Origin of the sequence: Laribacter hongkongensis DSM 14985, from assembly GCF_000423285.1 — a bacterium.
GTDB lineage: Bacteria > Pseudomonadota > Gammaproteobacteria > Burkholderiales > Aquaspirillaceae > Laribacter > Laribacter hongkongensis.
Genome location: NZ_AUHR01000004.1, coordinates 181744 through 206476 on the forward strand (window position 1 = coordinate 181744; position 24733 = coordinate 206476).

At 65.2% G+C, this 24733-nt stretch carries 26 protein-coding genes and 2 tRNA genes; 18 read left to right on the forward strand and 10 right to left on the reverse strand.

Features of this window, described 5'->3' with window-relative positions:
• Positions 1–225: 225 nt before the first annotated feature.
• The 3 genes from nrdR to G542_RS0105430 are packed head-to-tail and all read left to right on the forward strand — an operon-like array spanning position 226 to position 2938.
• Positions 226–684 (forward strand): transcriptional regulator NrdR, encoded by a 459-nt coding sequence (gene nrdR, locus G542_RS0105420; protein WP_027823597.1) that lies wholly within the window; start codon positions 226–228, stop codon positions 682–684.
• Between the two features lie 5 nt (positions 685–689).
• Positions 690–1841 (forward strand): bifunctional diaminohydroxyphosphoribosylaminopyrimidine deaminase/5-amino-6-(5-phosphoribosylamino)uracil reductase RibD, encoded by a 1152-nt coding sequence (ribD, locus tag G542_RS0105425; protein WP_027823598.1) that lies wholly within the window; start codon positions 690–692, stop codon positions 1839–1841.
• Positions 1842–1891: 50 nt separating this feature from the next.
• On the forward strand, positions 1892–2938 hold the full coding sequence (locus tag G542_RS0105430) for a malate/lactate/ureidoglycolate dehydrogenase (protein ID WP_027823599.1): 1047 nt from the start codon (positions 1892–1894) through the stop codon (positions 2936–2938).
• Between the two features lie 533 nt (positions 2939–3471).
• Here the strand turns inward: G542_RS0105430 and G542_RS16025 are convergent.
• A complete protein-coding gene (locus G542_RS16025) occupies positions 3472–4374 on the reverse strand; it encodes a LysR family transcriptional regulator (protein ID WP_211218783.1) in 903 nt (300 codons plus the stop codon).
• A gap of 106 nt (positions 4375–4480) precedes the next feature.
• On the opposite strand from G542_RS16025, the gene G542_RS0105440 reads away from it, so the two are divergent.
• Positions 4481–4924, forward strand: coding sequence for a CidA/LrgA family protein (locus G542_RS0105440; RefSeq protein ID WP_012696221.1), 444 nt, complete (start codon positions 4481–4483; stop codon positions 4922–4924).
• Entirely contained in the window at positions 4911–5600 is a 690-nt protein-coding gene (locus tag G542_RS0105445; protein WP_012696222.1) for an LrgB family protein, read from the forward strand. The genes G542_RS0105440 and G542_RS0105445 overlap by 14 nt, the downstream gene beginning before the upstream one ends.
• A 31-nt stretch (positions 5601–5631) precedes the next feature.
• On the opposite strand, the gene G542_RS0105450 is transcribed toward G542_RS0105445, so the two are convergent.
• The 4 genes from G542_RS0105450 to apbC form a co-directional block, all read right to left on the reverse strand.
• A complete protein-coding gene (locus tag G542_RS0105450; protein ID WP_012696223.1) occupies positions 5632–6216 on the reverse strand; it encodes a flavin reductase family protein in 585 nt (194 codons plus the stop codon).
• A 79-nt stretch (positions 6217–6295) separates the two neighbouring features.
• Complete coding sequence (locus G542_RS16030; protein ID WP_012696224.1) at positions 6296–6571, reverse strand: barstar family protein; 276 nt, start codon at positions 6569–6571, stop codon at positions 6296–6298.
• Positions 6562–6930 (reverse strand): ribonuclease domain-containing protein, encoded by a 369-nt coding sequence (locus G542_RS16035; protein ID WP_244878685.1) that lies wholly within the window; start codon positions 6928–6930, stop codon positions 6562–6564. The genes G542_RS16030 and G542_RS16035 overlap by 10 nt, the downstream gene beginning before the upstream one ends.
• A 208-nt stretch (positions 6931–7138) precedes the next feature.
• Positions 7139–8260, reverse strand: coding sequence for an iron-sulfur cluster carrier protein ApbC (gene apbC, locus G542_RS0105465; protein ID WP_051189934.1), 1122 nt, complete (start codon positions 8258–8260; stop codon positions 7139–7141).
• A 213-nt stretch (positions 8261–8473) separates the two neighbouring features.
• Between apbC and G542_RS0105470 the strand changes: the two genes are divergently transcribed.
• The 4 genes from G542_RS0105470 (at position 8474) to hdeA (ending at position 12785) form a co-directional block, all read left to right on the forward strand.
• The gene (locus G542_RS0105470) at positions 8474–8737 is read left to right on the forward strand and encodes a hypothetical protein (RefSeq protein ID WP_155826616.1); all 264 of its coding nucleotides are present in this window, start codon (positions 8474–8476) and stop codon (positions 8735–8737) included.
• 117 nt (positions 8738–8854) lie between these two features.
• Positions 8855–10123 carry an MFS transporter gene (locus G542_RS0105475; RefSeq protein ID WP_027823602.1) on the forward strand — a complete coding sequence of 423 codons (1269 nt, stop codon included), beginning with the start codon at positions 8855–8857 and terminating at the stop codon, positions 10121–10123.
• A gap of 82 nt (positions 10124–10205) precedes the next feature.
• A complete protein-coding gene (gene metG / locus G542_RS0105480; RefSeq protein WP_027823603.1) occupies positions 10206–12260 on the forward strand; it encodes a methionine--tRNA ligase in 2055 nt (684 codons plus the stop codon).
• A gap of 192 nt (positions 12261–12452) precedes the next feature.
• Positions 12453–12785, forward strand: a complete 333-nt coding sequence (gene hdeA, locus G542_RS0105485) for an acid-activated periplasmic chaperone HdeA (protein WP_027823604.1) — start codon at positions 12453–12455, stop codon at positions 12783–12785.
• 108 nt (positions 12786–12893) lie between these two features.
• Here the strand turns inward: hdeA and G542_RS0105490 are convergent.
• Positions 12894–12969, reverse strand: a tRNA-Ala gene (locus G542_RS0105490).
• A gap of 69 nt (positions 12970–13038) precedes the next feature.
• Positions 13039–13114: transfer RNA gene (locus tag G542_RS0105495), tRNA-Ala, on the reverse strand.
• A 258-nt stretch (positions 13115–13372) separates the two neighbouring features.
• Between G542_RS0105495 and glyQ the strand changes: the two genes are divergently transcribed.
• The 9 genes from glyQ (at position 13373) to mpl (ending at position 22286) form a co-directional block, all read left to right on the forward strand.
• Positions 13373–14272, forward strand: coding sequence for a glycine--tRNA ligase subunit alpha (glyQ, locus tag G542_RS0105500; protein WP_012696231.1), 900 nt, complete (start codon positions 13373–13375; stop codon positions 14270–14272).
• Positions 14269–14700 carry a surface-adhesin E family protein gene (locus G542_RS0105505; protein WP_012696232.1) on the forward strand — a complete coding sequence of 144 codons (432 nt, stop codon included), beginning with the start codon at positions 14269–14271 and terminating at the stop codon, positions 14698–14700. The genes glyQ and G542_RS0105505 overlap by 4 nt, the downstream gene beginning before the upstream one ends.
• Positions 14701–14712: 12 nt before the next feature.
• Positions 14713–16791 (forward strand): glycine--tRNA ligase subunit beta, encoded by a 2079-nt coding sequence (gene glyS / locus G542_RS0105510; RefSeq protein WP_027823605.1) that lies wholly within the window; start codon positions 14713–14715, stop codon positions 16789–16791.
• 100 nt (positions 16792–16891) lie between these two features.
• A complete protein-coding gene (gene gmhB, locus G542_RS0105515; RefSeq protein ID WP_027823606.1) occupies positions 16892–17434 on the forward strand; it encodes a D-glycero-beta-D-manno-heptose 1,7-bisphosphate 7-phosphatase in 543 nt (180 codons plus the stop codon).
• Entirely contained in the window at positions 17434–18207 is a 774-nt protein-coding gene (locus G542_RS0105520; RefSeq protein WP_227460449.1) for a lysophospholipid acyltransferase family protein, read from the forward strand. The genes gmhB and G542_RS0105520 overlap by 1 nt, the downstream gene beginning before the upstream one ends.
• Positions 18185–18886 (forward strand): M48 family metallopeptidase, encoded by a 702-nt coding sequence (locus G542_RS16040; RefSeq protein WP_051189927.1) that lies wholly within the window; start codon positions 18185–18187, stop codon positions 18884–18886. Before G542_RS0105520 ends, G542_RS16040 begins: the two co-directional genes overlap by 23 nt.
• A gap of 29 nt (positions 18887–18915) precedes the next feature.
• Entirely contained in the window at positions 18916–19305 is a 390-nt protein-coding gene (gloA, locus tag G542_RS0105530) for a lactoylglutathione lyase (protein WP_027823608.1), read from the forward strand.
• Between the two features lie 132 nt (positions 19306–19437).
• Complete coding sequence (locus G542_RS0105535) at positions 19438–20841, forward strand: sodium:proton antiporter (protein WP_027823609.1); 1404 nt, start codon at positions 19438–19440, stop codon at positions 20839–20841.
• Between the two features lie 65 nt (positions 20842–20906).
• Positions 20907–22286 carry a UDP-N-acetylmuramate:L-alanyl-gamma-D-glutamyl-meso-diaminopimelate ligase gene (gene mpl / locus G542_RS0105540; protein ID WP_027823610.1) on the forward strand — a complete coding sequence of 460 codons (1380 nt, stop codon included), beginning with the start codon at positions 20907–20909 and terminating at the stop codon, positions 22284–22286.
• 73 nt (positions 22287–22359) lie between these two features.
• Here mpl and G542_RS16045 read toward each other — a convergent pair whose 3' ends face one another.
• The 3 genes from G542_RS16045 to G542_RS0105555 all read right to left on the reverse strand — a co-directional run bounded on the left by G542_RS16045 (position 22360) and on the right by G542_RS0105555 (position 24732).
• On the reverse strand, positions 22360–22989 hold the full coding sequence (locus tag G542_RS16045) for a lytic transglycosylase domain-containing protein (RefSeq protein ID WP_051189928.1): 630 nt from the start codon (positions 22987–22989) through the stop codon (positions 22360–22362).
• 96 nt (positions 22990–23085) lie between these two features.
• Positions 23086–23853: a hydroxypyruvate isomerase family protein gene (locus G542_RS0105550; protein ID WP_027823611.1), complete on the reverse strand. Its 768-nt coding sequence runs from the start codon at positions 23851–23853 to the stop codon at positions 23086–23088.
• 3 nt (positions 23854–23856) lie between these two features.
• A complete protein-coding gene (locus tag G542_RS0105555; RefSeq protein ID WP_027823612.1) occupies positions 23857–24732 on the reverse strand; it encodes an NAD(P)-dependent oxidoreductase in 876 nt (291 codons plus the stop codon).
• Position 24733: the final 1 nt, after the last annotated feature.

The window sequence follows — 24733 nt, forward strand, 5'->3', positions numbered from 1 at the left end:
CCGGTTGTCCGGAACGGAGCGCCCGCAGGATGCCGTCACCACCATGACCGGACCGGCATTGGGGTTGTCGGCGGCAACCGGTACAATCGGCGCCTTCTGTCCGGCCAGACCGGCCTGTCGCCACCGGATACCGTGGCCAGGCCGGAGGCTGTGCCGGCGGCAATCCACATTTTCATGGCGGGCACGGTCCCGCCGTTTTGTCATCAGGATCAGGGGGGCCGTGCCATGAAATGCCCGTTTTGCGGTCATGCCGACACGCAGGTGGTCGATTCCCGCGTAAGCGAGGACGGGGCGAGCATCCGTCGTCGTCGTCGCTGTCTGGAGTGCGACAAGCGCTTCACCACGTTCGAAACCGCCGAAGTGCGCATGCCGCAGGTGGTGAAGCAGGACGGCCACCGCGCCGAATTCAGCGATGCCAAGCTGCGTACCGGCTTTACCCGTGCCCTGCACAAGCGGCCGGTGCCGACACCGCTGGTGGACGAGGCCGTGGGCCGCGTCAAGCAGAAGCTGCTGCAACTGGGCGAGCGCGAAGTCAGCGCGCGCCAGATCGGTGAAATGGTGATGGGTGAACTCGCTCGCCTCGACAAGGTGGCCTACGTGCGCTTTGCCTCGGTCTACCGCAGCTTCCAGGACGTCGCCGAGTTTTCCGACGCCATCCGCGAAATCACCCACGACAAGGACTAGGCCGCATGTTCAGCGCCGATGACCATCGCTACATGGCGCGCGCCCTGCAACTGGCGCGTCTGGGCATGACCAGTACCGCGCCCAATCCCCGCGTGGGCTGCGTCGTGGTCAGTGACGGACAGGTGGCGGGAGAGGGCTGGCACGTCCGCGCCGGCACGCCGCATGCCGAGCGGCATGCACTGGCCATGGCCGGCGAACGGGCGCGCGGCGCCACGGCCTACGTGACGCTGGAGCCGTGCAGCCATTTCGGCCGCACGCCGCCCTGCGCCGATGCACTGCTGCAAGCCGGAGTCGGGCGCGTGGTGGCGGCCATGGTCGATCCCAATCCGCTGGTCGCCGGTCAGGGCATGACACGCCTGGCCGCAGCCGGCATCGAGTGTGCCAGCGGCCTGCTGGAAGCCGAGGCGCGCGAGCTCAACCGCGGCTTTGTCAGCCGCATGACGCGCGGGCGGCCGTGGCTGACGGTGAAGCTGGGCATCAGCCTCGACGGCAAGACCGCGCTGGCGGACGGCCAGAGCCAGTGGATTACCGGCGCTCAGGCGCGGGCGGACGTGATGCGCCAGCGCGCCTGCCACGATGTCATCCTGACCGGCAGCGGCACCGTGCGGGCCGACAATCCGCAACTGACCGTGCGCAATCTGGTACCGGATGTCCTGCCGCCGGCATTGCAGGATACCCCGGCCGGCCGCCTGCAAGCTACCACCCAGGTGCGCCAGCCGCTGCGGGTGATTGTCGACGGGGCCGGAACGCTCGATCCGGATGCCGCCATCTTTTGCGGTGCCCCGGTGCGGATGTATACCGCCGCAACCACGCCGGCCACCGGGCGGCTGCACGGACACACTGTGGTGTCGCTGCCGGGGGCGGACGGGCGGGTGGACCTTGCCGCCCTGCTGGCCGATCTTGGCCGGCTGGGTGTCAACGACGTCTGGTGCGAAGCCGGCATGGGGCTGGCCGGTGCCTTGCTGCACGCCGGGCTGGTGGACGAGCTGGTGTGCTACATGGCGCCGGTGGTGCTGGGGCATTCCGCCCGCGGCATGTTCGACCTGCCGCCGCTGGCTGCGCTGGCCGACAAGTCCTGCTGGCGCTGGCACGATGTCCGTTCAGTCGGCAACGACCTGCGTCTGACCCTGCGGCCGGGCAGCCAGGCTGGAGATTGAACGGTCCCGGCACTATCTTGTCATCTTGACCGACCAGGGAGGGATGCAGGATGAAGCTGACGGCAGACCGGATGCGCCACATGGCCGAGGCCACCCTGACGGCGCTGGGCAGTACGGCGGCCGAAGCCCGTCTGGTGGCCGGCCATCTGGTCGAGGCCAACCTGCGCGGCCATGACAGCCACGGCATCGGCATGCTGCCCTTTTACGTCGACAGCGTGGCCCGCGGCACACTGCACCCCAACCAGCCGGCGCGGCTGCTCAATGACCAGGGGGCGGTGCTGCAATTCAGCGGTGAACGCGGCTATGGCCAGCGTGTTGCGGTCGAGGCCATGCGGGCTGCCAGCGCGAGGGTGCGCCAGACGCAGGTGGTCCTGATGACCCTGTCGGCAGCCCATCACCTGGGGCGCATCGGCCATTACGGCGAACTGGCTGCCCGGCTGGGTTTCGTGTCCATCCACTTCGTCAACGTCATCGATTACGATCAGCCGCTGGTGGCACCGTTCGGTGGCACCGCACCGCGCTTTGGTACCAATCCGTTGTGCATTGCCTTGCCGGGCGGCGTCCGCGAGCCGCCGTTCATTCTGGATTTCGCCACCAGCATGGTGGCGTACGGCAAGACCCGCGTGGCGTATCTGGCCGGTCGCCGGTTTGACACACCGGTCATGCTGGACGCGGCCGGGCAGCCCACCGCCGACCCCAGGGCCATGTGGGAGTCTCCCACCGGCGCCCTGCGGCCGATGGCCGACCACAAGGGCAGCGGGCTGGTGGCCGCGTGCGAGCTGCTGGCCGGCCTGCTGTCAGGCGGCGGCACCCTGCAACCGGGCAATCCGCGCGCAGGCGGCATCCTCAACAACATGACCACCATCCTGATCGACCCGGCCCGGCTGGCCGACATGGACTGGCTGCGACAGGAGTTTGACGCCATGGCGGGCTGGATCCGTTCGTCCCCGCCTGCCACGGCCGGGCAACCGGTGCAACTGGCCGGCGACCCGGAACGCCGGCAGCGCCACGAGCGCCTGCAATGGGGCACCGGGATGGCCGAGGCCGAATGGCAGGGCATTGTCAAAGCGGCCCGGCGAGCAGGGGCCCAAGTCTGAGCGGAGCACCGGAACAGGCAAATCGTCACGGCTGCCGGGTATCCGGCCGCCGGATGAGCGGAGCCACGGGGCCAGCCACTGTTACCGGAGCCTGCCTGGGGGCGTTTGGTGGACGCACCCGGAAACGGTGCCGTTGCGGGCGGCCATCATCAGACATCCGGGTGGCCAAAGCTGCATGACACAACGCAATGCCCGGGTCAGCCGGGCAAGCCGGTACTGCGGGTGGCCTGTCGGGCTTCGGGCCGGTTTGCCGGTGCAGGGCAAAGGGTGTTGCGCCCGGCATTGCCGGCTGCTGACCATCGTGAAGGTGCCCGTGCCGTATGGACATTCCGCTTGCCGCAGAACATCGCGGGCCGCTGCCCGGAACGCTTGTCCTGCGGACAGCCCGGGTGGCTGCGGGCCGGTTTCGTCTTTGTGGTAGCACGGGATTCGGGCCGGGAGGGCACCAGCCTGATCGCGGTTTTAAAGATGCACCGATGATGCCGGTATGGCTGTCTGACGCCGGCATCCGGCCGGCGCCGCGCACGGCAGTATCACTGGTGGCCGGGCTGCGGAGCCTCCGGGGAACGTTCTTGCGGCCGGGCGCCGACATGCTCGAGCCAGGCGCGGGAGGCGTGGTCCAGCAGCGCCTCGCGCCAGACCCAGCCCAGCCGCCAGCGCAGGTCCGGCTCATCCAGCTCCACGCAGCGCACCCGGGCCGGGTCCAGCCGGCTGGCGACCGGCGAGGGCAGCAGGGCTACGCCGGTGCCGGCCGCGACCAACTCACCGATAAAGTCCCAGTGCCGGCTCTGGCCGGCCACTGCCGGCACAAAACCGCGCTGGCGGCAGGCGGCGAGGATGCGGCCGGTGAGCACGAAATCGTCCTCGTACAGGACGAAGGGCTGGTCGTGCAGGGCAGCCAGCGGCAATGGCGACGGCACCGGAGGCGAACCGCCCGGCAGGACCGCCCACAGCGGGTAATCCGCCATCGGTGCAACGGCGAGGCTGTCATCGCGGACCGGCAGCACGCTGATGGCCAGGTCGACTTCGCCGCGGCTGACCGCGGCTTCCAGCGCCAGCCCGCCCGACTCGGTAAAACGGGGCCGGATGCCGGGGTGGCGGGCGCGGAAGCTGGCCAGCAACGGCACGACCAGCGGGCCGACCATGGGTGGAATGCCGAGGCACAGCTGGCCGTGGGTAAGGCCGCGCAGTCCGGCGAGGTCCTCGTGCAGGTGGCTGGCCTCGCGCAGCATGCGTTCAGCGTGCTCCAGCACGATGGAGCCGGCGGCGGTCGGGCGGATCTGCCGGCCGTCGCGTACCAGCAGCGGCTCTCCCAGGCTGTCTTCCAGCGAGCGGATCATCTTGCTGATGGTGGGCTGGGTGACGAACAGCTGTTCGGCCGCGCGGGTGAAACTTGCCAGCCGGACGACCGCCACGAAATACCGCAGGGCACGCAAGTCCATTTCCATGCCTTTCTGGAATGAATCGAATGAGTTTAATTCATTAGATTGCGTGTAACGGCTTTTCTATACTGGCGGCTTCTTGATTGACAGGACAAGTTTCATGTCCGGCTTATTCAGGCGTGTCACGGGTTGCTCCGCCCGTGATGCGCTGGTGCTCTGGGCGCAGATCGGTGTGCTGATGGCGATCTGGTGGGGCGTGAGTGCGGTTTCGGTGCGGATCGGCTGGCCGGCCAACTTGGTGGGCATCGTGCTGATGCTGGCGCTGTTTGCCAGCGGTGTGGTGCGTCCGGACTGGATCCGGCGCGGAGCCGACTGGCTGCTGGCGGAAATGCTGCTGTTTTTTGTGCCGGTGGTGGTGTCGGTGGTGCAGTACCCGGACCTGCTGCTGCACAGCGGTCTCAAGCTGGTGGTGGTGGTGGTGGGCGGTACGGTACTGGTGCTGGCCGCCACGTCGCTGGCGGTGGACCGGATGTACCGGCTGGAAATCCGGCTGGCGCGGCGCCGGCACCAGCGCGCAGGGAGGATGCATCATGTCGGCGCTTGATTTCGGCGTGCTGTCGGTACTGCTGACGCTGGGCTTCTATTTCCTCAACAAGCGCCTTTACCGGCGTTATCCGAAGGTCTGGCTGGCGCCGCTGGTGCTGACGCCGCTGGCTCTCTTGGCCGTGGTGATCAGCGTGCAGATTCCCTATGCCGACTATGCCGGTTCGACCCACTGGCTGGTGTGGCTGCTGGGTCCGGCCACGCTGGCGTTTGCCCTGCCGCTGTACGAATACCGCCAGCTGATGCGCCGGCATGTGCTGTCGCTGACCGTGGGAACGCTGGTGGCGGTGACGACAGGGGTGGGCGGCTCGGTGCTGCTGGCGCGCTGGCTGGACCTGCCGGTGCTGCTGCAAAAGTCGCTGATGGCGCGTTCGATCACGACGCCGTTTGCCCTGGCGGCAGCGCACAGCATTGGCGGGTCGGCCGACCTGACCGGGCTGTTCGTGATCCTGACCGGCGTGACCGGCATGGTGCTGGGACGGGCCGTGCTGGGCTGCCTGCCGGTACGCAGTGCCATTGCCAGGGGCGCTGCCTTTGGCGGCGCCTCGCATGCAGCGGGCACGGCCCGGGCGCGCGAGATCGGTGAAACCGAAGGCGTGGTGTCGAGCCTGGTGATGATGATCGGCGGGGCGCTCACCGTGCTGGTGGCACCGCTGGTGGCCGGCTGGTTGTGGTAAACCGGATGCCGGGAGGCGCCCGGCGCGGGTTTCAGACTGCGTCGCCCGCCGCTGCCACCGGTTCGCCGATGGCGTAGAACTGGCCGCCGGCCACATGGTGCAGGCTGCGCCAGCGCGGGTCGGCGGTTTCAAAATGCCAGTGACCGTCGGCAAACACGCGCGTGTCGGCCCAGGCGCCGGTCACCTCGCCGATGAACAGGTCGTAGGTGCTCTGGTTGTGCGGTTCGGGCAGCAGGCGGCAGGCCAGCCAGCCGGCACAGCCTTCGACAAACGGCAGGTCATGGCCGTCCAGTGCAAAGAAGGTGACGCCGGCGTGCGCGAGCTTGTCGGGGTCGATGGCGAGGCTGCGGGTGCCTACGGCATAGGCCTGCGCCAGCTGGGCCACCGTCGGTACCTGTACGACAAAGCGGCCACTGCCTTCCAGCAAGGTCCGGGTGTACGAGGACTTGTCCACCACCACGGTCAGTCTGGGCGGTGCAAAATCCAGCGCACAGGCCCAGGCGGCAGTCATGACGTCGTCCACGCCCTGGTGGCGGGCCGATACCAGCACGGTCGGACCGTGATTGATCAGCCGGTAGGCCTTGTCGAGCGGTACGGGAGCGAGATGGGGTGGCATGGCTGGAGTCCGCGAAAGTGAACGGCCGGCAGACGGGGCAACGGGAGCCGCCCGTGGGCCGGCCAGGGCAGGCTGGTGCTCAGAGACCGAGCCAGATCTGCAGGTCGGGGTTGTCGCCGCTGGCTTCGTAGAGGGTGCCGATGATGTTTTCGAACGCCTCGTCTCCCATCTCGTTGCGGGCAGCGATCGAGCTGTGCCAGAAGATGGTGGCCGGGCCTTCGATGCTGCCGGTCAGGGCATCGAACAGGGCGTCGAGATTGTGGCCGAAGGTGGCCGGGAGCTTCAGACCTTTGGCCAGCTGCTGGTAGAAGTCTTTGGTGGAACGGACGGCTTTAAGCTCGCAGGTCAGCGACATGGCGGCACCTCGGTGAAGGACTGGTAATGGTCAACCGTGACAAAACGTCGTCCGCTGCCGGCAAACACGAGGCGCTTGGCGTTGCGTTTGCCGCCCCGGTAATCGAGGTCGGCTTCTTGCCAGCGGCCTGCCGGCAAACGGTGTTCCCGGTTGCCGAAGCGGTCGCCGCCAATCGATTTGCCCGCCAGCCCGTCGGTCTGCCACAGGCTTTTGCCCGGTTGCCAGCCGGCTTCGCGGGCCTGGCGTTTGGTGACAAAGCGGTCGGGCAGCCGGCCGGTGGCCGCCAGTGTACCCAGCGTTTCGGCCAGCTCACGGCTGTCGACCGGTGTGGCCAGACGGGCATTGAGCTCGCGGGCCACCTAGGTACAGGCCGCCTCCTGCGCGTGGGCAGGCACAGCCAGGAGGCCAGCCAGGGCGATCAGCCAGGCAGCGTGCATGACAGGGGAAACAGACGACATGCGGGCGATTCTGCATGACGGTCGCGGGTGCGGCAAGCCGCTGGACACAAAACGCCCCGTCGCCGGAACGGCAGACGGGGCGCGGCAGGCAATGAGTACGGTCGGGCGGTCAGGTGTTCTGCACCACGATTTTCGGCAGCCGCGAGCTGTAGTCGCGCGCTTTTTCACCGACCTTGACCGCCACCTTGCGGGCGATCTGCCGGTACAGGGCGGCGGCTGGGCTGTCCGGAGCCGACACCAGCGTCGGGCGGCCTTCGTCCATGGACTGGCGGATGGCCAGCTCCAGCGGCAACTGGCCGATCAGCTCGACCTGGTACTGTCCGGCCATGCGGGCGCCGCCGCCCGAGCCGAAGATGGCCTCGACGTGGCCGCACTGGCTGCAAACGTGCATGGCCATGTTTTCAACAATGCCAAGCACCGGCACACCGACCTTCTCGAACATGGTCAGGCCCTTCCTGGCGTCGATCAGGGCGATGTCCTGCGGCGTGGTCACGATCACGGCACCGGTGACCGGGATTTTCTGCGCCAGCGTCAGCTGCACGTCGCCGGTGCCCGGCGGCAGGTCGATCACCAGATAGTCGAGGTTGTCCCAGCGCGTGTCGTTCAGGAGCTGCATCAGCGCCTGGGTGACCATCGGGCCGCGCCAGACCATGGCCTGGTCGTCGTCGACCATGTAACCCATCGACATGGTCTGGATGCCGTGGTTCTCGATCGGTAATATCGATTTACCATCCGGCGAGGCCGGACGCTGTCCCTGCATGCCGAGCATCAGCGGCAGCGACGGGCCGTAGATGTCGGCGTCGAGAATGCCGACACGCGCACCTTCGGCGGCCAGAGCCAGTGCCAGGTTGACGCTGGTGGTGGACTTGCCCACGCCCCCCTTGCCGCTGGCCACGGCGATGATGTTCTTGACGCCCGGCAGCAGCGGCACGCCGCGCTGCACGGCGTGCGAGCCGATCTGGCTGGAGACGCTGACTTCGAGCCGGAGGTTGCCCAGTTCGCCGGCCAGGGCCTCGCTGACCTGCTGGCGGATGGCGTCAAAACAGCTTTGGGCCGGGTACGCCAGCACCACTTCGGCCGTCACGCTGTCGCCATCGGTTTTCAGGGGGCGCAGGGAGCGGGCCGAACGGTAGGTGTGGCCGGTGTTGGGGTCGACCAGCCCGTCAAGACAGGCCTCAAGCCGGGCGATGTGTTCCGGCGCGGCCGGATCGGAAGGAGCGGATTTGAACATCTGGGTCAGCCGGGAAAGCATGGTGGGATGGCGTCTATTCATTGTCAATACCCGAGTATTTTACTCCGATTTTTGCGGTCGGTGCCGCCTTCGCCCATGATGAAAGCAGACAGGAACACACGGTCTGGCGAAGGAGTCCCGGGACACGGGAACATGCCTGGTACGGGAAGTGTGGTCGCAGGAAAAGCGGGTGGAAAAAGGAGGGCCGGCATCATGCCTCGTCTGATCGGAGTGTTGGGAGCGTTCTGGGTGGCATCAGGTGCACTGGCCAACGGGCTGGTGATACCGCTGGTGCCGCCGCTGCCGGCCGTGGCGCCGCAGACGCGCGAGGAGATGGATTCCGGCCTGCCGCGCGGAGGGGAGCGCGCAGAGCGCCGGCTGGACCGCGAAGGGCGGGTACTGCGTGACCGCGAGCTGCCGGCCAACCGCCAGCCCGGGGCGGCCGACACGCAGAAGCCAGTGAAAAAACCTGAATAAGCCGTTGTTTTTCTTGATCTGATACTGATTTTTGTCACGTTTGTGGCGTAGAATATTCGGTTCTTCTCATCTTGCAGAATGGCGTCGCGTGAGCGACGCCATTCGTCATTTGCGTTTATGTCTGCTGTTGTATCTTCTGCTGCCGGGGAACGCCGGCTGAGCCTGTGGTTTCCGCTGGCGCTGGTGCTGTTCGAATTTTCGGTCTACATCGCCAACGACATGGTGCAGCCCGCCATGCTGGCGGTGGTGCGCGAGTTTCATGCATCGCTGGACTGGGTGCCGACATCGATGACGGCGTTTCTGGTCGGCGGGGCGATGTTGCCGTGGCTGACCGGCCCGCTGTCCGACCGCATTGGCCGCCGCCCGGTGCTGCTGGCGGGGGTGGCGTGGTTCGTGCTGGCTTGTCTGGCGACCTATCTGGCCGATTCGATCGAAAGCTTCATGCTGGTACGGGTGCTGCAAGGTCTGGGCCTGTGCTTCATCAATGCCGTGGGCTACGCCGCCGTGCAGGAGGCGTTCAATGAGCGCACGGCCATCAAGGTGACGGCGCTGATGGCCAACGTGGCGCTGATTGCACCGCTGATCGGCCCGCTGGCCGGGGCGGCGCTGATCGAAGTGGCGCCGTGGCGGCTGGGGTTCCTGTTCATTGCGGCGCTGGCCATGATTTCGTTTGTCGGCCTGTGGCGCTGCATGCCGGAAACGGTCGATACCCGCCGCCAGCGCCCGCCTCTGTCGAGCATTGCAGTGGATTACCGGACGGTGCTGGGCAACCTGCCGTTCGTGATTGCTGCGTTTGCCATTCCGCTGCTGTCGATGCCGCTGATGGGCTGGATTGCCCTGTCACCGGTGCTGCTGGTGGAAAACCTCGGGCTGACGCCGGTGCAGTACGGCCTGTTGCAGATTCCGGTGTTTGCCGGACTGATCCTGGGCAACCTGCTGCTGGTGTGGCTGACCGACCGCTGGCCGCTGGGACGGTCAGTGCTGGTCGGCATCGTGCCGATGGTGATCGGGCTGGCGCTGATGGTGGGCGGGGAAACCTGGTCTGCCGGACAGGCCGGCTGGCTGGTGGGCGGCATGTCGCTGGTGTCGCTGGGCGAAGGACTGTCGTTTGCCGTGCTGTACCGCTTTGCCCTGACGGCAAGCCAGGTCGCCAAGGGCACGGTGTCGGCTTCGGTCAGCATGCTGTCGATGATCGGCTACGCGGCCGGGCTGGAGGGCTTCCGGCTGGTGTATGCCGCCGCCGGTCCGCTGGGCTTTGTCTGGCTGGGTGCGGCCTATTTTGTCCTGTACCTGCTGTTTGCCGGGCACTCGGTGCGGCGCGCCATGCGCGAGCGGGCGCAGCTGTGTGTCGTGCCGCCGGCCGGGGCCGAGCCGGCACAGGCCTGAGCCCGGAGCGGCCGAGCGGGGCGGCGGGCATTGCCGCTATAATCGCCGGCTTGAACTTGAATGCGTTGAGAAAGATTTTCCGATGAGCAAACGCCAGATTCTCGTGACGAGTGCGCTGCCTTACGCCAATGGCGCGATCCACCTCGGTCACATGGTGGAGCACATCCAGACCGACGTCTGGGTGCGCTTCCAGAAAATGCGCGGGCATGAGTGCCATTACGTCTGCGCCGACGATACCCACGGCTCGCCGATCATGCTGGCGGCCGAAAAGCAGGGCATCACTCCCGAGGCGCTGATCGCCCGCGTGCGCGACGAGCACCTGGCTGATTTCACCGGCTTCCATATCGGCTACGACAACTATTACTCGACCAACAGCCCGGAAAACAAGGCGTTTGCCGAACAGATCTACAAGACACTGCGTGCCAGCGACAAGATCGTCAGCCGTACCATCGAGCAGCTGTTTGACCCGGAAAAACAGATGTTCCTGCCGGACCGCTTCGTGAAGGGAGAATGCCCGAAATGCGGTGCCAGGGACCAGTACGGCGACAACTGCGAAGTGTGCGGCGCCACCTACAGCCCGACCGAGCTGAAGAATCCGTATTCGGCGGTTTCCGGTGCCACGCCGGTGCTGAAAACCAGCGAACACTATTTTTTCCGTCTGGGCGAATGCGCCGACTTCCTGAAGGACTGGACCGCCGGCAGCAGCGAGCGTGCCGACGGTGCGGTGCAGCCGCACCTGCAACCCGAGTCGCTCAACAAGATGAACGAGTGGATCGAGGGTGGCCTGCAGGACTGGGACATCAGCCGCGATGCGCCGTATTTCGGCTTCGAGATTCCGGATGCGCCGGGCAAGTATTTCTATGTGTGGCTGGATGCGCCGATCGGCTACATGGCTTCGTTCCAGAACCTGTGCGACCGCATCGGCATTGATTTCAACGAGTGGTTCAAGGCGGATTCCAAGGCCGAGATGTATCACTTCATCGGCAAGGACATCCTGTATTTCCACGCACTGTTCTGGCCGGCGATGCTGAAGTATGCCGGCTACCGCACGCCGACCGGCGTGTTTGCCCACGGTTTCCTGACCGTGGACGGCCAGAAGATGTCGAAATCGCGCGGCACCTTCATCACCGCCAGGAGCTACCTCGACTGCGGCCTGAATCCGGAGTGGATGCGCTACTACATCGCCGCCAAGCTCAATGCCCGCATCGAGGACATCGACCTGAGCCTGGATGACTTCGTGGCGCGGGTGAATTCGGACCTGGTGGGCAAGTTCGTCAATATCGCCAGCCGGGCTGCCGGTTTCGTCACCAAGCGTTTTGATGGCCGTCTGGCCGACAGCGTGAGCGATGTCGAGCCGCTGGGCCGTCTGCTGGCCGAGGCGGGCAGCATTGCCGCTGCCTACGAGGCGCGTGAATACGCCAAGGCGCTGCGCGACGTGATGGCGCTGGCAGATCTGGTCAATGCCTATGTGGACGCCAACAAGCCGTGGGAACTGGCCCGCCAGGAAGGCATGGACGCCCGCCTGCACGAAGTGTGTACGGTGCTGATCAATGCGTTCCGCCTGCTGGCGATTTACCTGAAGCCGGTGCTGCCGAAGCTCGCCGAAGGCGTCGAGGGTTTCCTTGATGTGGCACCGCTGAGCTGGGCGGATGCCGGCACGGTGCTGCTCGGCCATACCATCAAGCCGTACCAGCACCTGATGCAGCGCATCGACCCGGTGCTGATTGAAAAACTGATTGAGGCGAACAAGCAAAGCATGGAAACCCAACAGCCTGCCGCCAGCGCCTTCGAGCCGCTGGCCGATACCATCACCATTGACGATTTTGCCAAGCTCGACCTGCGGGTGGGCAAGGTGCTGGCCTGCCAGTTTGTCGAAGGTTCGGACAAGCTCCTGCAGTTCACCGTCGATCTGGGTTTCGAGCAGCGCAACATTTTCTCGGGCATCCGCAAGGCCTATGGCGAGCCGGAGAAGCTGGTGGGGCGCAACGTGATCGTGGTGGCCAACCTGGCGCCGCGCAAGATGCGCTTTGGCGTGTCGGCCGGGATGATCGTCTGCGCGTCGGGCGTGGATGACAGCGAAGGCCTGTTCCTGCTGGATACGGATGAGGGCGCCAGACCGGGCATGCGTATCGGCTGATCCGGTCTCTCATGTACGAAAAACCGCCCGGGCAAGGGCGGTTTTTTTGCGGCGTGTGTCACGCCATTCGGCAGTTTTTGCTTGAAATTTCATGCGTGAGGGCTATCCCGTCAGGAAGCGTGGACAACTTTTATCTGTCGCAAGGGCAGGGCTGGTTGGGCTGCGCCATTGTTTAACGACTGAGGACAGAATATGAAGACACGTAGCGCAACCGTTTTGGCCGCTTTGGCACTGGCTCTGGGGGCAGGCATGGCACATGCTGCCGATGCCGCAGGCAAGATTGCCAGCCCGAAAGGCTATTACAAGTGGACTTGTCAGGATTTTCTGGATCTGGACGAGTCGTTCAAGCCGAAGGTGGTGTACTGGGCCGAGGGCTTCAACAACAAGGGCAAGCCGGACGCAGCGATGGTTGATGTCCAGGGGGTGGAGAAGATCATTCCGGTCGTGGTTGACCAGTGCAAGCTGAAACCGACCGAAAAGCTCATGAAGATCATGAAAAGCGCCAAGATGACCGCGGGTCATTGATCCGGGGTTGATCATGCCGAACCGCCTGCCGGTCTGACCGGGGGCGGTTTGTCATTGGAGGCAGGCCGGAAAAGGAAAAAGCACTGGTGAAAACCAGTGCTTTTTGATTGGTGGAGGTAAGCGGGATCGAACCGCTGACCTCTTGCATGCCATGCAAGCGCTCTCCCAGCTGAGCTATACCCCCGATAGGTTGTGTGTTCCGGACTTTTCCGGTGCGGCTTCTGAGACTGTCCTGACACAGAAACCGGAAATTTGGTGGAGGTAAGCGGGATCGAACCGCTGACCTCTTGCATGCCATGCAAGCGCTCTCCCAGCTGAGCTATACCCCCAAATTGTCTTGCTCCATCCAGTGCGGCTGGTGCCTGCGCTGAACAGGAGACAAACTATACCGTGGGCAGAACCTTTCTGCAACAGGCAACCGTGAAAAAATGCTTCGGCCAGCGCCGGGGTGCTGACGGCAGGCCAGTGCTCTCGGGAAAACCGGACACCTGCTCCGGATGGCAGCTCAAGTTGCCGGCAACCTTTTGATTCCCGTGCACCATCACGAGTAGAATCGACCATTAAATTTTTGCCGGATTCATGCGTCCATGCTGACTTTTCAAGAGATTATCCTCAAGCTTCAGACCTATTGGGGCCAACAGGGCTGTGCCATCCTGCAACCGTTCGACATGGAGGTGGGCGCCGGTACTTCGCACCCGGCCACCTGCCTGCGTGCCATCGGTCCGGAGCCATGGAATGCGGCCTATGTCCAGCCTTCGCGTCGCCCGAAAGACGGCCGCTATGGCGAAAACCCCAACCGCCTGCAGCACTATTACCAGTTCCAGGTGGCGCTGAAGCCCAACCCGGACAACATCCAGGAGCTGTATCTCGGATCGCTGCGCGAACTGGGCATCGACCCCACGGTACACGACATCCGTTTTGTCGAGGATGACTGGGAGAACCCGACCCTCGGCGCCTGGGGGCTGGGCTGGGAAGTCTGGCTCAACGGCATGGAAGTCACCCAGTTCACCTACTTCCAGCAAGTGGGCGGCATTGACTGCAAACCGGTGCTGGGCGAAATCACCTATGGCATCGAGCGTCTGGCCATGTACCTGCAAGGCGTGGAAAACGTCTACGACCTCGTCTGGACCGTTTACCCCAGCGGCCAGGTCGTCACCTATGGTGATGTTTACCACCAGAACGAAGTCGAGCAGTCGACCTACAACTTCGAATACGCCAACGTGCCCAAGCTCTTCGAACTCTTTTCGTACTACGAATCGGAAGCCCGCCGGCTGCTCGACGTACCGCTGGCGCTGCCCGCCTACGAAATGGTCCTCAAGGCCGGGCACACCTTCAACCTCCTGGACGCACGCGGTGCCATCTCGGTGACCGAACGGGCCGCCTACATCGGCCGGGTCCGCACACTGTCGCGCGGCGTGGCCCAGGCCTACTACAACGCCCGCGAAGCCCTGGGCTTCCCGATGCTCAAGCAGGATTCCGCCGAATGATCCGCCGCGCCGGCTGCCTGCTTGTACTCGCCCTGCTGCCGGCCATGGCCGCCGCAGCCGAGCCGGTCTGGATGGTGTACCAGCGCGGCCCCGCCGTGGAACTGGCGCTCGACCGTGCTTCGTTCCGCTGGCACGGCCGCCTGTTGCAGGTCGCACACCGCGAAACCTTCCGCAAGCAGCAGTACGAACCGGCGCTCAAGGTGAATTACTTCGCCCGCAAGAACACTGTGATGCTGGACTGCGACAACGATCGCTACGCCATGATCGCCACCGACTATCTTGACCAGAACGGCAAGGTGGCCTGGGCCACCATGTTCCCGCTGCCCGACCACATGTGGCAGTTCGTCAAGGTCGAAGACGGTTCGATGGCTGCTGCCATGCTCGACATCGCCTGCCAGACCGTCCGCCATCCCGCTTACCAGAATTGATCCCACAAGACCATGACCACCCTGCTCGTTGAACTGTTTACCGAAGAGCTGCCGCCCAAGGCGCTCAAGCGTCTGGGCGAGAGCTTCGCCGACGTGATCCGTGCCGAACTCGCCCGGGCCGGCCTGCTGGAGGACAACGCTGTCGCCACGGCCTGGGCCAGCCCGCGCCGGCTGGCCGTCAGCATCGACCATGTCCGCGCCACCGCCCCTGACCGCGATGTCACCGAAAAGATCATGCCGGTCGCCGTTGCCTTGGCCGCCGACGGCCAGCCCAGCCCGGCCTTGCGCAAAAAGCTTGAAGCCCGCGGCATTGCACTGGACGCCGTGGCGCAGTTCGAACGTCGCCCGGACGGCAAGCACGAAACCTTCTTCTACACCTACACCGCAGCCGGAGCCCGGCTGGCAGACGAATTGCCGCGCGCCGTGCAGGAATCGGTCCGCAAGCTGCCGATCCCGAAGGTCATGCACTGGGGCGACAGCGACGTCACCTTCGTGCGGCCGGTGCACAAGCTGGTGGCCCTGTACGGCAGCGAAATCATCGACTGCGAAGTGCTGGGACTGTTCTCCGACCGCATCACCGGCGGCCACCGTTTCCTGTCCGAAGGCGACATCACCCTGCCGGATGCCGAATCCTACGCACGGGTGCTGGAGCAGGAGGGCCGTGTCGTAGCCGGTTTTGATGACCGTCGCGAGCGTATCCGGGCCGGACTGGATGCCGCGGCCCGGCGCCTGAACGCCACCATCGCCGCCGACGATGCCCTGCTGGACGAAGTGACTGCGCTGGTCGAATGGCCAGTGGTGCTGGAAGCCGGCTTTGAGGCCGAATTCCTCAAGGTGCCGCAGGAATGCCTGATCCTCACCATGCAGCAGAACCAGAAGTACTTCCCGCTGCTGGACGCCAACGGCCGGCTGATGAACCGCTTCCTGCTGGTGTCGAACCTGGAAACCGCCGATCCGTCGCACATCATCAAGGGCAACGAACGCGTGCTGCGCGCCCGCCTGTCCGATGCCAAGTTCTTCTTCGAGCAGGACCAGAAGCAGAAGCTCGAAGCCCGCATTCCGCGTCTGGCCGACGTGGTGTACCACAACCAGCTGGGCAGCCAGCTGGAGCGCACCGAACGGCTGGCCGTGCTGGCCGGTGACATTGCCCGCGCCCTCGGTGCCGATGCCGCCATCGCCGAACGCGCCGCCCGGCTGGCCAAGGCCGACCTGCTGACCGACATGGTGGGCGAATTCCCTGAGCTGCAAGGCGTCATGGGCCGTTATTACGCCCTGATCGACGGCGAGCTGCCGATTGTTGCCGATGCCATCGAAGGCCACTACCACCCGCGCTTTGCCGGTGACAGCCTGCCCGACGGCGACATCGCCACCGCCGTGGCACTGGCCGACAAGCTGGAAATGCTGACAGGCATCTGGGGTATCGGTCTGGTGCCGACCGGCGACAAGGACCCGTTCGGCCTGCGCCGGCAGGCGCTGGGCGTGATGCGCATGCTGATGAACGCCCGGCTGGACCTCAAGGCCCTGCTGGAACGTGCCGTGGCTACCTTCCCGGCCGGCAAGCTGGCCGCTGACACCGCGCCGGCGCTGTACGTGTTCATGCTGGAGCGCCTGAAGAACCTGCTGACCGCCGATGCCGCCACCCGTGCCGACGAAGTGGATGCCGTGCTGGCGCTGGAGCCGGGGCATTTTGACGAAGTGCCGGCCGTGCTGGCTGCCGTGGCCGCATTCCGCGCCCTGCCGGAAGCCGCCGCACTGGCTGCCGCCAACAAGCGGGTCAAGAACATCCTCAAGAAGGTTGAAGGTGAGCTGCCGACCGGTGTGGATGCCGCCCTGCTGACCGAAGCCGCCGAAACCGAACTGTGGCAGTTCATCGACGCCGTGCTGCCGACCGTCGAAGCAGCCTTTGCCGCCCGTGATTACGCCACGGCCCTCAGCCGCCTCGCCGTGCTCAAGGCACCGGTGGATGCCTTCTTTGACGGCGTGATGGTGATGGCTGACGATGCCGCCGTACGGGCCAACCGGCTGGCACTGCTGGCCCGGCTGGCCGGCCTCTTCAACCGCGTGGCCGACATTTCGCTGCTGGCGGAATAATCCCGGCCGGCGGGTGTGTGCATGCCAACCCGCAGCCTGTGCTGCGGGTTGGTTGCGTCATGCACCCTCCATCCAATCTCACTGACAGGCGTGCCGTTCCATGAAAATCGTCATTCTCGACCGCGATGGCGTGATCAACCACGACCGCGACGATTTCGTCAAAAACAGCCTTGAATGGGTGCCGCTGCCGAAGGCCGCAGAGGCGATTGCCCTGTTTTCCCAGGCTGGCTGGCGGGTTGTCGTGGCCACCAACCAGTCCGGCATCGGCCGCGGGCTGTTCGACATGCATGCCCTCAATGCCATGCACGAAAAAATGCATCACCTGATCAGCAAGGCCGGCGGGCGCATCGACGCCGTGTTTTTCTGCCCGCACAAGCCGGAAGCTGGATGCAGCTGCCGCAAGCCGGCACCGGGCATGGTGCTGGAGGTGGCGGAGCGTTTCAGCGTCAAGCCGGAATTGCTCTGGCTGGTTGGCGACAGCCTGCGCGACCTGGAGGCCGTGGCCGCCGTGGGCGGGCGCGCCATCCTGGTCCGCACCGGCAAGGGCCGGAAAACCGAGGCCGCCGGCAACCTGCCGGCCGGTACGCCGGTGTTTGATGACCTGCATGCTGCCGCCGAGTGGCTGATTTCCCTGGAGTCCTGATGCTGATCCTGATCCTGCGCAATATTGCCTACTGGCTGATCGTGACGCTGAGCGTGCCGGTGTTCGGTACGCTGGCGCCGCTGCTGCTGCCTTTCCCGCGCCGCTTCCGGCATTACGTCGTGTCGCGCTGGGCCTTTGTCCTGATGTGGGGGCTCAGGCACGTGATCGGCCTGAACTACCGGGTGACCGGTGCCGAAAACATCCCGTCCACGCCATCTGTGATTGCCTGCAAGCACCAGTCGGGCTGGGAAACGCTGACCTTGCAGGCCATGTTCCCGCCGCAGGTGTGGGTGGCCAAAAAAGAGCTGATGTGGATTCCCTTTCTCGGCTGGGGACTGGCCTGCATCAACTCGATCATGATCGACCGCAAGAACAAGGCTTCGGCCAACCGGCAGCTGCTGGAACAGGGGCGGGAGCGGGTGGAAAAGGACGGCTTCTGGATCGTGGTGTTCCCCGAAGGCACGCGCATGCCGGCCGGCAAGCGCGGCAAGTACCGTCCGGGAGCGGCCCGTCTGGCCAGGGAGCTGGATATTCCGCTGGTGCCGGTGGCGCACAACTCCGGTGAATTCTGGCCCCGCAACAGCTTCCTGAAGTATCCGGGTGAAATCACCGTGGTGATCGGCCCGCCGATCATGCCGGACGGACGCGGTCCCGAGGCGCTGACCCGCGAAGTGGAAAACTGGATCGAGGCACGGCAGGCGGAAATTTCCGGTGTCGGCCCGTTTGCCAGTGCCGAAGACAAGGCCCGCCGTGCTGTGGCTCAACCTGCCTGACGGTCTGGTGCTGCCGGTCCGGCTGTGCCGGTCGGCGCGCAAGACGCTGGCACTGCACGTGACGGCAGAGGGGATCGAGGCGCGGGCACCCTCGCGCATGCCGCAGGCACGCATAGAGGCATTTGTGCGCAGCAAGGAAACGTGGCTGGCCAAAGCCTGGCAGCGGCAGCAGTCACGCCGGCAGGCGCAGGACGCCATGCAGGATGCCGCCGGTGAGGGCGTGTGGCTGCTGGGCGAGCGCTGGCGGCTGGAACGCCGGCCGGATTGCGACGCCCGTGGTCAGTGGCGCGACGGGCTTTGCCTCTTGCCCGAGGGACTGGCGCCGGACGAAGAACAGCGCCTGCTGGCGCTCGGCCTGCAAAAACAGGCCGCACGGTGCCTGCCCGGACGGATTCCGCAATTTGCAGAACGCTGGCAACGCGCGCCAGTCAAGGTGCGGCTGTCACCGGCCCGGCGGCGCTGGGGCAGCTGCTCGGCCACCGGCACGGTCAGCCTGGCCTGGCGGCTGGTGCAGGCGCCCCTGTTTGCCATCGATTACGTGGTGGCGCACGAACTCGCGCATCTGGTCGAAATGAATCATAGTGTGCGCTTCTGGGCCGAGGTCGAACGCCTGTATCCGGACTGGCGGCGCGGGCACGACTGGCTCAGGCATCACGGCCACCTGTACGCCGTGATCTAACGTGTTTTTGTGGATTTGAAGAGGTTTCCATGCGTCTTTTGCATACCATGCTGCGGGTCGGCGATCTGGATCGCTCGATCGCGTTTTATACCGACGTGCTCGGCATGCGCCTGTTGCGTCGCAACGATTACCCCGAAGGACGTTTCACGCTGGCCTTTGTCGGCTATGACAGCGAAGACCGCGCCAGCGTGATCGAGCTGACCCACAACTGGGACACCGCGCAGTACGACCTTGGCACTGCATTCGGCCATCTGGCCGTCGAAGTGGACGATGCCGCCGCCACCTGTGAAGCGGTGCGCGCCCGTGGCGGCAAGGTGGTACGCGAAGCCGGCCCGATGAAGCACGGCACGACCGTCATTGCCTTTGTCGAGGACCCGGACGGCTACAAGATCGAATTCATCCAGAAGGGTACCCAGTAAGACTGCGGGTGCAACAGGCTCGGCCACCAGGCCGGGCCTTTTTTGATGCCGGCACCCGCGGGTAAACGCAGGATGCCGAGCCGGACAATCGTGATTAAAAAGGGGGTCCGTGCCACTGGCACGGAATTCAACATGCGTGGTTTTGCATTTGCGGTGCCTTTGCTGCTGGCACCGGGCGTGAGCATGGCTTCCGGCCTGCCGGGAGCCGAGCTGTCGTTGCTGTGGGCGTTGCCGTTTGCCGGCATCCTGTTGTCGATTGCCCTGTGTCCGCTGCTGGTGGCCGGTTTCTGGCACCACCATTTCGGCAAGGTCAGTGCCTTCTGGGCGCTGGCCTTTTTGCTGCCGGCCTTGCTGGTGTACGGCCATGAAGTCGCCGGCAGCGTGCTGATGCACGCACTGGTGGCCGAGTTCCTGCCGTTCATCATCCTGGTATTTGCGCTGTATGTCATTTCGGGCGGCATCCTGATCCAGGGCAATCTTTCCGGTACGCCGGCCCTCAATACCGGCCTCCTCGCCATCGGCACGGTGCTGGCCAGCCTGATGGGTACCACCGGGGCGGCCATGCTGATGATCCGGCCGGTCCTGCGGGCCAATGACCAGCGCCGCTACAACGTGCATGTGGTGGTGTTCTTCATCTTCCTTGTGGCCAACATCGGCGGCGGACTGACACCGATCGGCGATCCGCCGCTGTTCCTCGGATTCCTCAAGGGCGTGAGCTTTGGCTGGACGATCAGCCACATGGCTGCTCCGGTGGCATTTGCGGCCTTGGTGCTGCTGGCGGTGTTCTACCTGCTCGACAGCCATTTCTACCGCAAGGAAGACTTTGCCCGGCCGGACCCGACGCCGGATACCCCGCTGGGCATTGCCGGCCGGCTCAATTTCCTGTGGCTGGCCCTGGTGGTGGGAGCCGTGGTGTTGTCCGGCATCTGGCAGTCCGGCGTGCATTTCACCCTGCCAGGTGGAGTGGAGCTGCCGCTGGAGGGCGTGGTGCGTGACGGGCTGATGCTGCTGGCGGCCGGCCTGTCGCTGTGGCTGACACCGAGGGCCTGTCGTGAAGCCAACGATTTTGACTGGGGGCCGATCCTCGAGGTGGCCAAGCTGTTTGCCGGCATCTTCGTGGTCATGGCACCGGCACTGGCCATCCTGCGCGCCGGGCCGGACGGTGCCCTAGCAAGCCTCGTGGCGCTGGTCAGCACGCCGGACGGCATGCCGGTCAACGGCATGTACTTCTGGCTGACCGGTGCACTGTCGAGCTTTCTCGACAACGCACCGACCTACCTGGTGTTCTTCAATCTGGCCCACGGCGATGCCGCTCACCTGATGGAGGCCATGCCGGCCACCCTGACGGCGATTTCGGCCGGTGCCGTGTTCATGGGCGCCAACAGCTACATCGGCAATGCACCCAATTTCATGGTCAAGGCGATTGCCGAAGGGCAGGGCGTGAAGATGCCGAGCTTCTTTGGCTACATGCTGTGGTCCGGTGCCATCCTGTTGCCGCTGTTTGCCCTCATGACCTGGGTGTTCTTTGCCGGGTAAAATCGGCGTTTTCAGTCACCTTGACGGGCGCTGGCAAGGCGCCCGTTTTCTTGCGGGACCAGACCATGCACATCCATATCCTCGGCATTTGCGGCACTTTCATGGGCGGCATCGCTGCACTGGCGCGGGCGGTCGGCCACACGGTGACGGGCTGCGACCAGAATGTCTATCCGCCGATGTCGACCCAGCTCGAGGCGCTGGGCATCGAGCTGATCGAAGGCTTCGAGGCCGGCCAGCTCGAGCGCGTGCAACCGGACATCTTCGTGATCGGCAACGTGGTCAAGCGTGGCATGCCGCTGATGGAGGCGATCCTCGACCGTGGCCTGCCGTATACCTCGGGCCCGCAATGGCTGGCGGAAAACGTGCTGGCCGGGCGCTGGGTACTGGCCGTGGCCGGCACGCACGGCAAGACCACCACCAGCTCCATGCTGGCGTGGATCCTCGAAGCCAACGGACTGGCACCGGGTTTCCTGATCGGCGGCATTCCCGAAAACTTTGCCGTGTCCGCCCGCCTGCCGGGCGAGCCGGCACAGGAGCCGGGCGGCGAAAGCCCGTTCTTCGTGATCGAGGCCGACGAATACGACACGGCGTTTTTCGACAAGCGCAGCAAGTTCGTCCACTACCACCCGCGCACCGCCATCCTCAACAATCTCGAGTTCGATCATGCAGACATCTTCGCCGATCTGCCAGCGATCGAAACACAATTTCATCATCTGGTGCGCACCGTGCCGGGTACCGGCCGGCTGGTGGTGAACGGCCGCGAAGCGAGCCTTGCGCGGGTGCTGGAACGCGGCTGCTGGACGCCGGTGGAAACCTTTGCTGCGCCGGCCGGCAGCGGCTGGCAGGCCGGGGAAGCCGATGACGACGGTCATTTTGACGTGCTGCTGGACGGCAACACCGTCGGTCGGGTGCGCTGGAGCCTGATGGGCGAGCACAACCGGCTCAATGCGGTGGCGGCGGTGGCAGCGGCCCGCCATGCCGGTGTGCGGCCGCAGGATGCCTGTGCTGCCCTGGCGATGTTCGCCAACGTGAAGCGCCGCATGGAAGTGAAGGGCAGTGTCAACGGCGTGACGGTCTACGACGACTTTGCCCACCATCCCACTGCCATTGCCACCACGGTGGCCGGCTTGCGGGCGCGAGTGGGGGCGGCGCGCATCTTGGCGGTGCTGGAGCCGCGCTCCAATACCATGAAGCTTGGCACCATGAAGGCCGAACTGCCGGCGAGTCTGGTACAGGCCGACCGGGTGTTCGGCTATCAGGGCGGGCTCGGCTGGGATCTGGCGGCGGCGCTGGCACCACTGGGCGGCAAGGCGCAGTCGTTTGGCAATCTGGACGCACTGGTGGCGGCGGTGGCCGCCGAGGCGCAGCCGGGTGACCAGGTGCTGGTGATGAGCAACGGCGGCTTTGGCGGCGTGCACGGCAAATTGCTGGCGGCTCTGGCCTGACCTGCTGGCAGGACGACAAAAACGGGCACCGTTGCAGGTGCCCGTTTTTGCATGCGGCAGACGGTGAGCGTGATCAGCTCGACATGGACGAACCCAGCGACGGCGTATCGTCGCTGCTGGCGGCCACGTAGGTCGCCATCACCTTGGCCACGTAGTTGCGGGTTTCCTTGTAGGGCGGCACGGTACCGTAGCGTTGTACGGCGCCTTCGCCGGCGTTGTAGGCGGCAATGGCCAGCGTCAGCCGGTTGTCGAACTTGTCGAGCAGGTAGGCAAGATATCTGGCTCCGGCTTCGAGGTTCTGTTTGGGATCAGACAGCTGGCGGCCGCCAAAGCGCTTGCCGGTGGCCGGCATCAGCTGCATCAGGCCACGGGCGCCGCGGTTGGAAACAGCCTTGGGGTTGTAACCGGACTCGACGCTGATGATGGCGTGCATCAGGTCGGGGTTAAGGTCGTACTTGTCGGCCACCTGCTCGACCAGGTCGCGGTAGCGTCCTACGCGGGCCGGATGGGCCTCCACCGGCCTGGCCGGCTTCAGTGCCACGAGTGAAGGAGTTTTTTTGGCCGGTTGCAGGGTCTGTCCCGGCGGGATGGGCTGATAGCGCGGGTCGAGCTTGCTGCTGCTGATGTGAACCCGGCCGTCGTTGTCGATATACCCGTACATGGCTGCCATGGCCGGCTGGAAAGCGGCAACGGTGGCAGTCAATGTAAGGGCACTAAGGGTATGCCATAGAAATCTCTTCAAATTCATGGGGTTGGATTCTAGGGGCTGGGGCCCTATTGGTCAACCCTATGAATTTGCTCAGAAATTACATCTGGATGTCGTAAAAGTTCCGTCCGGGTCCAGCAGCTCGGCCGCCACGCTGCCACGGTAGCCAATTTCCCTGATCTTCATGAAAATCCGTTTGAAATCAAGCGATCCCGTACCCGGTACACCCCGGCCGGGATAGTCGGCAAACTGGATATGCACGATGTGGGCAGCATGTTTTTCCAGCAGTGCTGTCACGTCATGCTGCTGGCGGGCCATGTGATAAATATCAAACTGGAGGCCGAAATTGTCACAGCCGACCGCCTGGCGCAGGGCTTCCATGTCATCGCAGTCATTGACCAGAAAGCGCGGCATGTCGAGCGGATTGATGGCTTCGCAGGTGACGGTGATGCCATGCGGGGCAAACGTGCGGCAGGCCAGTTGCAGCCGTCCGGTCAGCGTGGCCAGGGCCTGCTGGCGGCTGACACCGGCCGGCAGGCGGCCAGCCAGCACGTTGACGCACTGCACGTCCAGTGCCGTGGCGTAGGCCAACCCTTGTTGCAGCGCATCAACAAAAGCATCAGTCTGCGCCGGAACGCAGGCCAGCCCGTCGCCACCCTGCATCAGGTCGCCTGCTGGCAGATTGATCAGCATCACCCGCACACCGGCAGCCTGACAGGCGGTAGCCAGTTCCGGGATGGAATGCGAGTAGGGGAACTGGATTTCCACTTCGTCAAAGCCGGCCTGGCGGGCCGCGGCAAAGCGCTCCGGCAATGGCCGGTCGGCAAACAGCAGTGACAGGTTGGCGGCAAGGCGCGGCATGGCTTACTCCTGCTGATAGAGCCTGATGATGGTGCTGAGGTCAGCCTGCGCCAGTCCGGCACGGTCGGCCTGCTGGCGCAGCCGCTCGGCGGCCAGTCCGGCGCATGGCAGCTCCAGTCCGGCCTGGACTGCGGCCGCCAGGACGTTGTCGAGGTCTTTCAGCAGCGTGGCCACCTTCCACTGCACCGGCTCGAATTCGCTAGCGGCCATGCGCGGCGCCAGGATGCGGAAAGGCCTGGAATCGGCAAAGCCGTCGGCCAGCGCCGGCACCAGCAGCGAGGCATCCACACCCGAAGCACGCGCCAGTGCCACCGCCTCGGCAACCAGGAGGCTGTTGGCTGCCACGATCAGCTGGTTGCAGAGCTTGGTGGTCTGGCCGGTGCCGACCGGCCCCATGCGGGTGACGCGGCTGGCCAGCGCGGTCAGCACCGGGCGGGCGGCATCGATGAGGGCTGCATCGCCACCGGCCATCATCACCAGCGTACCGGCTTCTGCGCCGGCGGTGCCACCGGACACCGGCACGTCGATCCAGCCGGCATGGCAAGCCTGTGCCAGCCGGGCGGCCATGTCGCAGGTGGCCTGCGGTGCAATACTGGAAAAATCCACGAGGCAGGCACCGGCGCCGATGCCTGCCGCCACCCCGTCGGGGCCGAACACCACAGCCTCCACGGCCGCGGTATCGGCAAGGCACAGCAGCACCCAGCGCGCTTCGCGGGCGGCGTCTGCCGGCGTGGCCGCTACCCGCGCGCCGCGTGCCGCCAGCGGGGCGCACTTGGCTGCGTCACGGTTCCAGACTGTCAGCGGCCAGCCTGCGTCGAGCAGGCGGCCCGCCATCCTGTGGCCCATCAGGCCCATGCCGAGAAATGCAATCGTATCCATG

Excerpts from the sequence above, each read along its gene's own strand:
- nrdR (WP_027823597.1), top strand. The coding sequence starts at position 226 with ATGAAATGCCCGTTTTGCGGTCATGCCGACACGCAGGTGGTCGATTCC.
- ribD (WP_027823598.1), top strand. The coding sequence starts at position 690 with ATGTTCAGCGCCGATGACCATCGCTACATGGCGCGCGCCCTGCAACTG.
- G542_RS0105430 (WP_027823599.1), top strand. The coding sequence starts at position 1,892 with ATGAAGCTGACGGCAGACCGGATGCGCCACATGGCCGAGGCCACCCTG.
- G542_RS0105440 (WP_012696221.1), top strand. The coding sequence starts at position 4,481 with ATGTCCGGCTTATTCAGGCGTGTCACGGGTTGCTCCGCCCGTGATGCG.
- G542_RS0105445 (WP_012696222.1), top strand. The coding sequence starts at position 4,911 with ATGTCGGCGCTTGATTTCGGCGTGCTGTCGGTACTGCTGACGCTGGGC.
- G542_RS0105450 (WP_012696223.1), bottom strand. The coding sequence starts at position 6,216 with ATGCCACCCCATCTCGCTCCCGTACCGCTCGACAAGGCCTACCGGCTG.
- G542_RS16030 (WP_012696224.1), bottom strand. The coding sequence starts at position 6,571 with ATGTCGCTGACCTGCGAGCTTAAAGCCGTCCGTTCCACCAAAGACTTC.
- apbC (WP_051189934.1), bottom strand. The coding sequence starts at position 8,260 with ATGTTCAAATCCGCTCCTTCCGATCCGGCCGCGCCGGAACACATCGCC.
- G542_RS0105470 (WP_155826616.1), top strand. The coding sequence starts at position 8,474 with ATGCCTCGTCTGATCGGAGTGTTGGGAGCGTTCTGGGTGGCATCAGGT.
- G542_RS0105475 (WP_027823602.1), top strand. The coding sequence starts at position 8,855 with ATGTCTGCTGTTGTATCTTCTGCTGCCGGGGAACGCCGGCTGAGCCTG.
- metG (WP_027823603.1), top strand. The coding sequence starts at position 10,206 with ATGAGCAAACGCCAGATTCTCGTGACGAGTGCGCTGCCTTACGCCAAT.
- hdeA (WP_027823604.1), top strand. The coding sequence starts at position 12,453 with ATGAAGACACGTAGCGCAACCGTTTTGGCCGCTTTGGCACTGGCTCTG.
- glyQ (WP_012696231.1), top strand. The coding sequence starts at position 13,373 with ATGCTGACTTTTCAAGAGATTATCCTCAAGCTTCAGACCTATTGGGGC.
- G542_RS0105505 (WP_012696232.1), top strand. The coding sequence starts at position 14,269 with ATGATCCGCCGCGCCGGCTGCCTGCTTGTACTCGCCCTGCTGCCGGCC.
- glyS (WP_027823605.1), top strand. The coding sequence starts at position 14,713 with ATGACCACCCTGCTCGTTGAACTGTTTACCGAAGAGCTGCCGCCCAAG.
- gmhB (WP_027823606.1), top strand. The coding sequence starts at position 16,892 with ATGAAAATCGTCATTCTCGACCGCGATGGCGTGATCAACCACGACCGC.
- G542_RS0105520 (WP_227460449.1), top strand. The coding sequence starts at position 17,434 with ATGCTGATCCTGATCCTGCGCAATATTGCCTACTGGCTGATCGTGACG.
- gloA (WP_027823608.1), top strand. The coding sequence starts at position 18,916 with ATGCGTCTTTTGCATACCATGCTGCGGGTCGGCGATCTGGATCGCTCG.
- G542_RS0105535 (WP_027823609.1), top strand. The coding sequence starts at position 19,438 with ATGCGTGGTTTTGCATTTGCGGTGCCTTTGCTGCTGGCACCGGGCGTG.
- mpl (WP_027823610.1), top strand. The coding sequence starts at position 20,907 with ATGCACATCCATATCCTCGGCATTTGCGGCACTTTCATGGGCGGCATC.
- G542_RS0105550 (WP_027823611.1), bottom strand. The coding sequence starts at position 23,853 with ATGCCGCGCCTTGCCGCCAACCTGTCACTGCTGTTTGCCGACCGGCCA.
- G542_RS0105555 (WP_027823612.1), bottom strand. The coding sequence starts at position 24,732 with ATGGATACGATTGCATTTCTCGGCATGGGCCTGATGGGCCACAGGATG.